The following is a 6748-nucleotide window of genomic DNA, read 5'->3' on the forward strand; positions in this document are numbered from 1 at the left end:
GGTGCGGGCGGTTTCGTGGGCGGTGATGGCCTCGTCGAAGCGCCGCACTCCCCTGAGGGCTGCGCCAAGGTTGTTCCAGACTCCAGCTTCGCCGCGGGTGTCGCCTTGTTCATGGAACAGGGTGCGGGCGGTTTCGTGGGCGGTGATGGCCTCGTCGAAGCGCCGCACTCCCCTGAGGGCTAGGCCCAGGTTGTTCCAGGCAGTGGCTTCGCCGTGAGTGTCGCCTTGTTCATGGAACAGAGTGCGGGCGGTTTCGTGGGCGGTGATGGCCTCGTCGAAGCGCCGCACTCCACTGAGGGCTAGGCCCAGGTTGTTCCAGGCAGAGGCTTCGCCGTGAGTGTCGCCTTGTTCATGGAACAGGGTGCGGGCGGTTTCGAAAGCGGTGATGGCCTCGTCGAAGCGCCGCACTTCACTGAGGGCTGCGCCAAGGTTGTTCCAGGCTCCAGCTTCGCCGCGGGTGTCGCCTTGTTCATGGAACAGGGTGCGGGCGGTTTCGTGGGCGGTGATGGCCTCGTCGAAGCGCCGCACTCCACTGAGGGCTGCGCCGAGGTTGTTCCAGGCTCCAGCTTCGCCGCGGGTGTTGCCCATGGTTCGGCAGGCGTCCAGGGCAAGAGCGCGGACGGCTACCAGGTCCTGGAGCCGCCTACGCCACTGCAGGTATGCGCCGAGAGCGAATGCCAAACCAATAGCTATACGAGTGACGCCCTCGGCGTGCGCGGTGGCGATGAGGTTGGCCCGTTCGGTATCCAGCCACTCCAGTGCCTGGAGCCGATTCTCGAAAAGGCGTGACGTCTTTACCTTTCTAGGGGCTTGGAAGTGGGCGTCGGCGGCTTCGGTGGTACGCAGGTAGTAGGTGGCAAGACGGGCGTGGGCTTGGTCGTAGCGGCGGCGTGCGGGACGGGAGTCCCTAGTGCGTGCTGCGGCTTGTCCTGTGGCGTAGTCGCGTAGGAGGTCGTGCATCTGCCACCGGCCTCGGGTGGCGCTGCGCTGGATGAGGTGTGCGGTGGCAAGCTGGCTGAGGAGGCGTTCAGTGGCCGACTCGGACTGGCCGGCCAGGGCGGCGGCAGCAGCTGTGGAGATATCGGGGCCAGCGTTCAGGGACAGCAGACAGAACAGGTCGGCTTGTAGCAGTGGCAATCGGTCCAGGGACTGGTCAAACGCGGCCTTCAGGCTGCGTTCACCGTCGTCCAGGTCCTCCAGTCTTCCCTCTCTGCGGTTAAGCATGTCGGCGCGCTCGGCCAGCGGTTGGCCGGGATCGGCAGCCAGCAGAGCGGCGGTGATGTGTAGAGCCAAGGGCAGGTACCCGCAGGACAGCGCCACTTGTTCGGCCGCGTCTGGGTCGCCTTCGACCCGGGTGTCCTCGGGGTCGGCGTTCTTGAGAGCGGCGTCCAGGAGTGCGACGGCGTCCTCGGGCTGTAGCAGGTTGAGGGTGCGCATGCGTCCCAGTCCTGGCAGGGATCGGCGGGAGGTGACCAGCAGTCCATGCTGTCCAGGCGGTAGAAGCGGGCGAACCTGCTCGACGCTGGAGGCGTTGTCCGCGATCACCAGCAGCCGCTCCCCCGTCTGAGCCCGCGCATCGAGCTGGGATCGATAGAGAGCCGCCCGTTCCGATGCTGTCGGCGGGATGTGCTCGGGCTGTACTCCCAGGGAGCGCAGGAGGGCGTCGAGGATGTCCTCGGGCTGGGCCGGGATCGGGTCGTAACCGCGCAGCCCGACCAACAGCACTCCGGAGAACCAGCCCTGCTCCTGTGCGGCATGGCCGGCTGCATGGACCAGCGTGGTCTTGCCCACCCCGGGCAGGCCCGCTAGGACCGCCACGGCAGGGCGACCATCAGGGGCCGGGTCGATAACATCAAGGAGGAAGTCGAGGTCGTCTTCGCGGCCGGTGAACTCGGGCGGCAGCGGCGGCAGTGAGGCCAGGGCAGTGGGGACCGGAGCGTACTGCTGCACAAACGTGTTGTTCTGGGTCCCGCTGCCCTGAGTCGGCCCGCCGAAGTGACCGGCACGGAAGTCGTTGTGCGGTACCACCCCTGCCCGACCACCGGGGCCCTTCAGCTGTGCAGTGTTCTTTCTGCTCTTGGCCTGAGCGTTCTTGCCCGCGCCGCACTTGGTCTTCTTCTTGCCGCCCACTTTGGCCTGTCCTAGAAGTGGTTGTTCTGCGTACCACTGCCCTGTACCGGCCCGTGGAAGGTCGCTTGCCGGAAATCGTTGTGCACCCTCTCGGCTTCCGGCGCGGTACCAGCCTGTGCGATCAATGCCTCCAGCGCGGCAGCGATCCGTTCACGTTCCGGTTCGGCGGCCTCCTCCAGCAGCGTCTCGAACCGCGTTTGCCACATTGCCGCCTGGGCCACGTGGACTCGTTCCCGGTCCTCCCCGTCACCCGCGGCCTCCACCGTTGCCCGGGTGCGATCGAGCCGCTCCAGCACTACCTGTTCCCGCTCGGCATTCCCTCGGCCCACCAGCCGTGCCACGCCGTTGCGCAGCCCATTCCACGCGTCCGTACCGGCCGCCTGAACGACGGCACCGCCCCCGGCGGTCGCCAGTGCCACGAGCGCTTCCACCAACATCCCATCCCCCAACTACAGGTCACACGTACGCAGTTCAGCGTAGACCCTCTCCGGCCGCGTCAAACACCGAACGCGGGTGGAGCGGTGAAGAGGGCTTGGGGCCGCCTTACGGACTTCTGGGCCGTCCTGTGGCCCGTCGGGGTCTCGTTCCGGCCCAGTCTTGATTCACTTGTCCCCTCATTCCGAGCGGACTGCCCTCGGTACTGTCGTTGTCGTGTCTGGCGTCGTCGGGTTGGTCACCCGTGGGCGTGTGCCGGTTGATCGCGCGCGACCAGCTACTTTGAGTGCTGTATCTGTGACGAGAGGCAATCCGGCATGACGGCGTCAGCTGCTGACCGGGGGGTGTCCGTGCTCCAAGTACTGAGGGTGAGACCGGGACCGTGCTGTGATCGCCGCCCTTACGCGGCGGGCGAGTCGAGGGATCAGCAGTTCTTCAAGATGGTCTGCGGGCTGAAACTTGGCTGCCAGCAGTTCGTCAGGGGCGAGCTTGATCTCGGTGAACTGCTCCGGGCGCAGCTGCCCGCCATCGAACACGTACAAGACCTTGTCGCCCTCGGCCTCGCTCGGGGCCCAGTCGACGACCAGTAGCGGGCCGATGCCGGGAGTGATGCCCAGCTCTTCCTTGACCTCCCGCCGGCACGCAGCGAGAGGCGATTCCCCGCGTTCGATGTACCCGCCCGGGATCTCCCACTTCGGCTTGTAGGACGGCTTGACCAACAGGACCTGGTCCTGGTCGTCGAAGAACAGCGCGCCCGCTGCCATCCGGGGAGTTGCCATGCGCTGTTCCTGCTCGTTCTCGGCCATGCCGCCGACCCTAGCGGCCGTCGTCTGGCGGGCGAGAGATGCCTCATCCCCTGTCATTCGTTGTGCACGTCGTGTGACACTCGGTCGGGCAGAGTGAGGGGAGCGCGGCCATGCGCGGCATGACTGACCATCTTGAGTTCGGCAAGCGCGTGAGGTTCTACCGCAAGCGCCGGGGGATGCATCAGCGGCAACTCGGCGAGCTGCTGGGGCGGTCCGAGGACTGGGTCTATCGGGTCGAGTCCGGCCGGATTCCCGTGAACAACGTCAAGATGCTGGCGGATCTGGCTGATGCGCTGCGGGTGCACCTTGAGGACCTGCAAGGGACGCCGGTGCTGCTGGAGGACAACGACGGGTTCGCGGCCAGCGTGCCCGCCATCCGAGCCGCGCTCATGCAGTCCCGGCGGCTGGCCGGCTCCCTGGTCGCTAGCCGGGAACCGCTGAGGCTCGAACTCCTGGAGATGGAGGTCGGAGCCGCGTGGGAGCTGTATCAGGCCGGCAAATTCGCCGCCCTGGCGGGCCAGTTACCCGGCTTGCTGGCTGACGCGCGGTCCGCGGTGAACGAGTGCACGTCGGGAGACGAACACCGTGATGCGCTGCGGCTGTTCGCCCTGGCATGTCATGTGGCGGCGGCGTTGCTGAGGAAGCTGGGCGAAACGAACTTGGCCTGGACGGCAGCAGACCAAGGTGAGATAGCGGCGCTTGAGTCGGGCGACACCGCCGCCATCCTGTCGCTGAGGCGGGGGATCGCACACGTACAGCTCGGGGCCAACCTGGCGGCGGAAGCGGTGAAGAGCACTCTGGAGAGTGCCGATGACCTCGAACGGGGCTGGTGGGAGTCCTCCCCTGTAGCGCTCTCCTTGTACGGAACGCTGTTCCTCAACGGCTCCATTGCAGCCGCCCGGATGAGGAATCGCGAGATGACCAAATACATGATCGGCAAAGCCAACGAGGCCGCCGAGCGACTGGGCACTGACGCCAACGAGATGTGGACCGCCTTCGGCCCGGCGAACGTGGGGATCCACCGGCTTGCGACCGCCCTGGAGTTCGAGGATTATCAGCGGGCTGTCGACATAGCACCCACGGTGCGGGCGGTGGGGCTTCCCAAGGAGCGCAAGGCTCGGCTACGACTGGATGTAGCTAGGGCCTACGGCGAAGCCGGCCGGACCGACGACGCGGTGGACAATCTGAAGCGGGCCTACACGACCGCGCCGGAGCAGATGAGGGCCCATGAGTTCGCGCGGGACCTGGCGCGACGGCTGCACAAGCGCACGCGACGACGGGACGCACAGCAACTCGCCGTGGCCCTCGGGGCGATCGGGTAGCGCGACCCGGCAGAAAAAACGACGGACCCGGAATTTTCTTCCGGGTCCGCTCGTGTTTGGGGGCTTACCTTCAACGCCGTTCGACGTCCCGTAGGCGTCTGGAAGGCGGTGAGCGACCGTGAGTCGCAGGGCAACAGTCGCCCGAAAAGCACAACCGGGACCGGGAGCCGACCGGTGTGAGCCGCTGGGCTCGGCATCCGCGCTGCGTCGCACTGGCACGCGCTGAGTTGCGCAAGCTGCTGGACCGTTGGGACCTAGCCGTGGTCGCTGATGACGCTCTGTTGGTGCTGTCCGAGCTGCTGACTAATGCCGTGCGCCACGCCCATGTCTCCCGCGGTCGGGAGATCGAGACGCGGTATTCGCGGGAGCCGAAAGGCGTTCGTATCGAGGTGCATGACGCGGCCCAGAACTGGCCGCAGCCTCGTCAGCCCGACGGCGACGGCGGCCGGGGGCTGGTGATCGTCGCCGAACTGGCTGCTCGCTGGGGCGTGGAAGCAAGGGACGGTATCGGCAAGTCGGTGTGGGCCGTCATCGAGGCCCCCGACGGAGGTGAGGCGTGATGGCGAGAATGACAGCGCTGCGGGTGCGGCGTGGGGACTTGGTGAGCGTGCGCGGCCGGTGGCAGGAGGTCAAGGCCGTGCGGAACGACCGGATCGCGTCAGGTGGTCCGGTGGTGATGATCGTCTTCAAGACGGGGCAGCCGCTGCGGGTGCATCCTGCCCAAGCTCTGGACGTGGTGCGCTGATGGCAGCCAAGGCGGTGTGGCGGTTCGCGGACTGGGCCCTGAAGGTCGATACCTCCGGCAGCGGCCCGATCTATGAGCAGCAGTGCATGACATGCGGCGACGAGTCGGGCGCGGCAGAGACGGCTGAAGGGCCGGACGTGTGGTGCCTGCGGCACGCGGGGCGTACCGGGCACACCGGCTTCCGGTGCGTGGTCACCACGTTCTTCCAGGCTTCGCTCGTAGAAGGGCCTCGTCGATGACCGCCGACAAGTTCGAGGACCAAGCGGAGGAGATCATCGCGCTGTACGCAGAAGGTCTTTCTGTGGAGCGGTTGCGGGAGCGGTTCGGGATCTCTGCGTGGGCGCTCTACGGTCTGTTGAGGCGCCACCGTGTTCTGCTGCGGGGTACAACGCGCCTTAACTCGGCGTCGGGCAGGGCGGTGGCGCAGTACGAACGGCTGTGTGCCGGCGGCATGACGCATGACGAGATCGCGGAGAAGTTCGGGATCAAGCCCGCGACCTTGAACCGGGCACTGCGGCAGAAAGCCGCGACAAGCCGCTGACGGAAGCGCACCAACCTTTCGGGGCTGGGACGCACTTCGCGCACAAACCGCAGACGTCACACCGGACCACCCCCAAACCCTGGCAGGCACGGGGTGGTCCGGCTGGGGGACGATCGAGACGATCACTTACCCCGGTACCGATGGTACCGGGGCCGTCGTCGTGCGTTCACGCGGCGGACTCGGCGAATGTGCTGCTCAGCAACTGGGCCGGGAAGGGGACGTGGCGATATGTGCGAGATCGGGGGAGATGGCTTCGAGGCGGATGGCCTGGACCCTGACGCGCTGCTGTGGATGCGCGGAGTGAACTACATGGCCGGCTGGCGTGAGGCGACGCGGGCGGCGGCGGAGCTGGGCGACGCGCTGACGGCGGCTGGTGTGGAGATGGCAGGGGCGAAGCTCCAGGCGGTCTCGGGCGGAGACGGATCGGGTGTGGTGCGGCTGGAGTTGTCGACGGCGACGGCGCGGGAGGTGGCCATGCTGGCGCGGGTGGCGGCGGCCAAGTGGCGCAAGGCGGGGTGACGGGCAGTCGGCGTCGGGACGGGCGGTGCCTGGGTGGCGCGGTGTGGGAGTGCCGGTGGGTGTGGGGACTTTGGGCGGGAGCTGCCACGGGGCGAGAGAACAGGGGGCCTTACGCTGGCCGCGATCGGGCTGGCTTCTTGCCTGCCCGCATGAGCCCGATCGGCCCCCTGTTCTTAGTGGGCGGTTCGTGAGCCTTTGAGTCGTTCTGTGGTCGCCTGATGGTGTGGGGTGGGGGCGAATTCCGCGGGTT

At 67.1% G+C, this 6748-nt stretch carries 9 protein-coding genes; 6 read left to right on the forward strand and 3 right to left on the reverse strand.

The features are described 5' to 3' along the window. From ACO1BR_RS43515 to ACO1BR_RS43525, 3 genes are all read right to left on the reverse strand, one after another. Window positions 1-2130, reverse strand: a 2130-nt coding sequence (locus ACO1BR_RS43515) for a tetratricopeptide repeat protein (RefSeq protein ID WP_426800654.1), incomplete at its 3' end; no start/stop codon positions are given. Between the two features lie 11 nt (window positions 2131-2141). Beyond that, entirely contained in the window at window positions 2142-2561 is a 420-nt protein-coding gene (locus ACO1BR_RS43520) for a hypothetical protein (RefSeq protein WP_426800655.1), read from the reverse strand. Window positions 2562-2891: 330 nt separating this feature from the next. Next, a complete protein-coding gene (locus ACO1BR_RS43525; protein ID WP_426800656.1) occupies window positions 2892-3371 on the reverse strand; it encodes an NUDIX domain-containing protein in 480 nt (159 codons plus the stop codon). A 110-nt stretch (window positions 3372-3481) separates the two neighbouring features. Here ACO1BR_RS43525 and ACO1BR_RS43530 point away from each other — a divergent pair, with 110 nt between their 5' ends. From ACO1BR_RS43530 to ACO1BR_RS43555, 6 genes are all read left to right on the forward strand, one after another. Then, entirely contained in the window at window positions 3482-4693 is a 1212-nt protein-coding gene (locus ACO1BR_RS43530) for a helix-turn-helix domain-containing protein (protein ID WP_426800657.1), read from the forward strand. Window positions 4694-4869: 176 nt separating this feature from the next. Next, entirely contained in the window at window positions 4870-5253 is a 384-nt protein-coding gene (locus tag ACO1BR_RS43535) for an ATP-binding protein (RefSeq protein WP_426800658.1), read from the forward strand. Continuing rightward, entirely contained in the window at window positions 5253-5438 is a 186-nt protein-coding gene (locus ACO1BR_RS43540) for a hypothetical protein (RefSeq protein WP_426800659.1), read from the forward strand. The genes ACO1BR_RS43535 and ACO1BR_RS43540 overlap by 1 nt, the downstream gene beginning before the upstream one ends. After that, window positions 5438-5677, forward strand: coding sequence for a hypothetical protein (locus tag ACO1BR_RS43545; RefSeq protein WP_426800660.1), 240 nt, complete (start codon window positions 5438-5440; stop codon window positions 5675-5677). Before ACO1BR_RS43540 ends, ACO1BR_RS43545 begins: the two co-directional genes overlap by 1 nt. Continuing rightward, complete coding sequence (locus ACO1BR_RS43550; protein ID WP_426800661.1) at window positions 5674-5979, forward strand: hypothetical protein; 306 nt, start codon at window positions 5674-5676, stop codon at window positions 5977-5979. The genes ACO1BR_RS43545 and ACO1BR_RS43550 overlap by 4 nt, the downstream gene beginning before the upstream one ends. A 228-nt stretch (window positions 5980-6207) precedes the next feature. After that, window positions 6208-6498, forward strand: coding sequence for a hypothetical protein (locus tag ACO1BR_RS43555; protein ID WP_426800662.1), 291 nt, complete (start codon window positions 6208-6210; stop codon window positions 6496-6498). The last annotated feature ends 250 nt before the right edge of the window (window positions 6499-6748 follow it).

The organism is Streptomyces sp. YGL11-2, from assembly GCF_050054615.1.
In the GTDB taxonomy this organism is placed as follows: Bacteria; Actinomycetota; Actinomycetes; order Streptomycetales; family Streptomycetaceae; genus Streptomyces.

Excerpts from the sequence above, each read along its gene's own strand:
- ACO1BR_RS43525 (WP_426800656.1), bottom strand. The coding sequence starts at position 3,371 with ATGGCCGAGAACGAGCAGGAACAGCGCATGGCAACTCCCCGGATGGCA.
- ACO1BR_RS43530 (WP_426800657.1), top strand. The coding sequence starts at position 3,482 with ATGCGCGGCATGACTGACCATCTTGAGTTCGGCAAGCGCGTGAGGTTC.
- ACO1BR_RS43540 (WP_426800659.1), top strand. The coding sequence starts at position 5,253 with ATGGCGAGAATGACAGCGCTGCGGGTGCGGCGTGGGGACTTGGTGAGC.
- ACO1BR_RS43545 (WP_426800660.1), top strand. The coding sequence starts at position 5,438 with ATGGCAGCCAAGGCGGTGTGGCGGTTCGCGGACTGGGCCCTGAAGGTC.
- ACO1BR_RS43550 (WP_426800661.1), top strand. The coding sequence starts at position 5,674 with ATGACCGCCGACAAGTTCGAGGACCAAGCGGAGGAGATCATCGCGCTG.
- ACO1BR_RS43555 (WP_426800662.1), top strand. The coding sequence starts at position 6,208 with ATGTGCGAGATCGGGGGAGATGGCTTCGAGGCGGATGGCCTGGACCCT.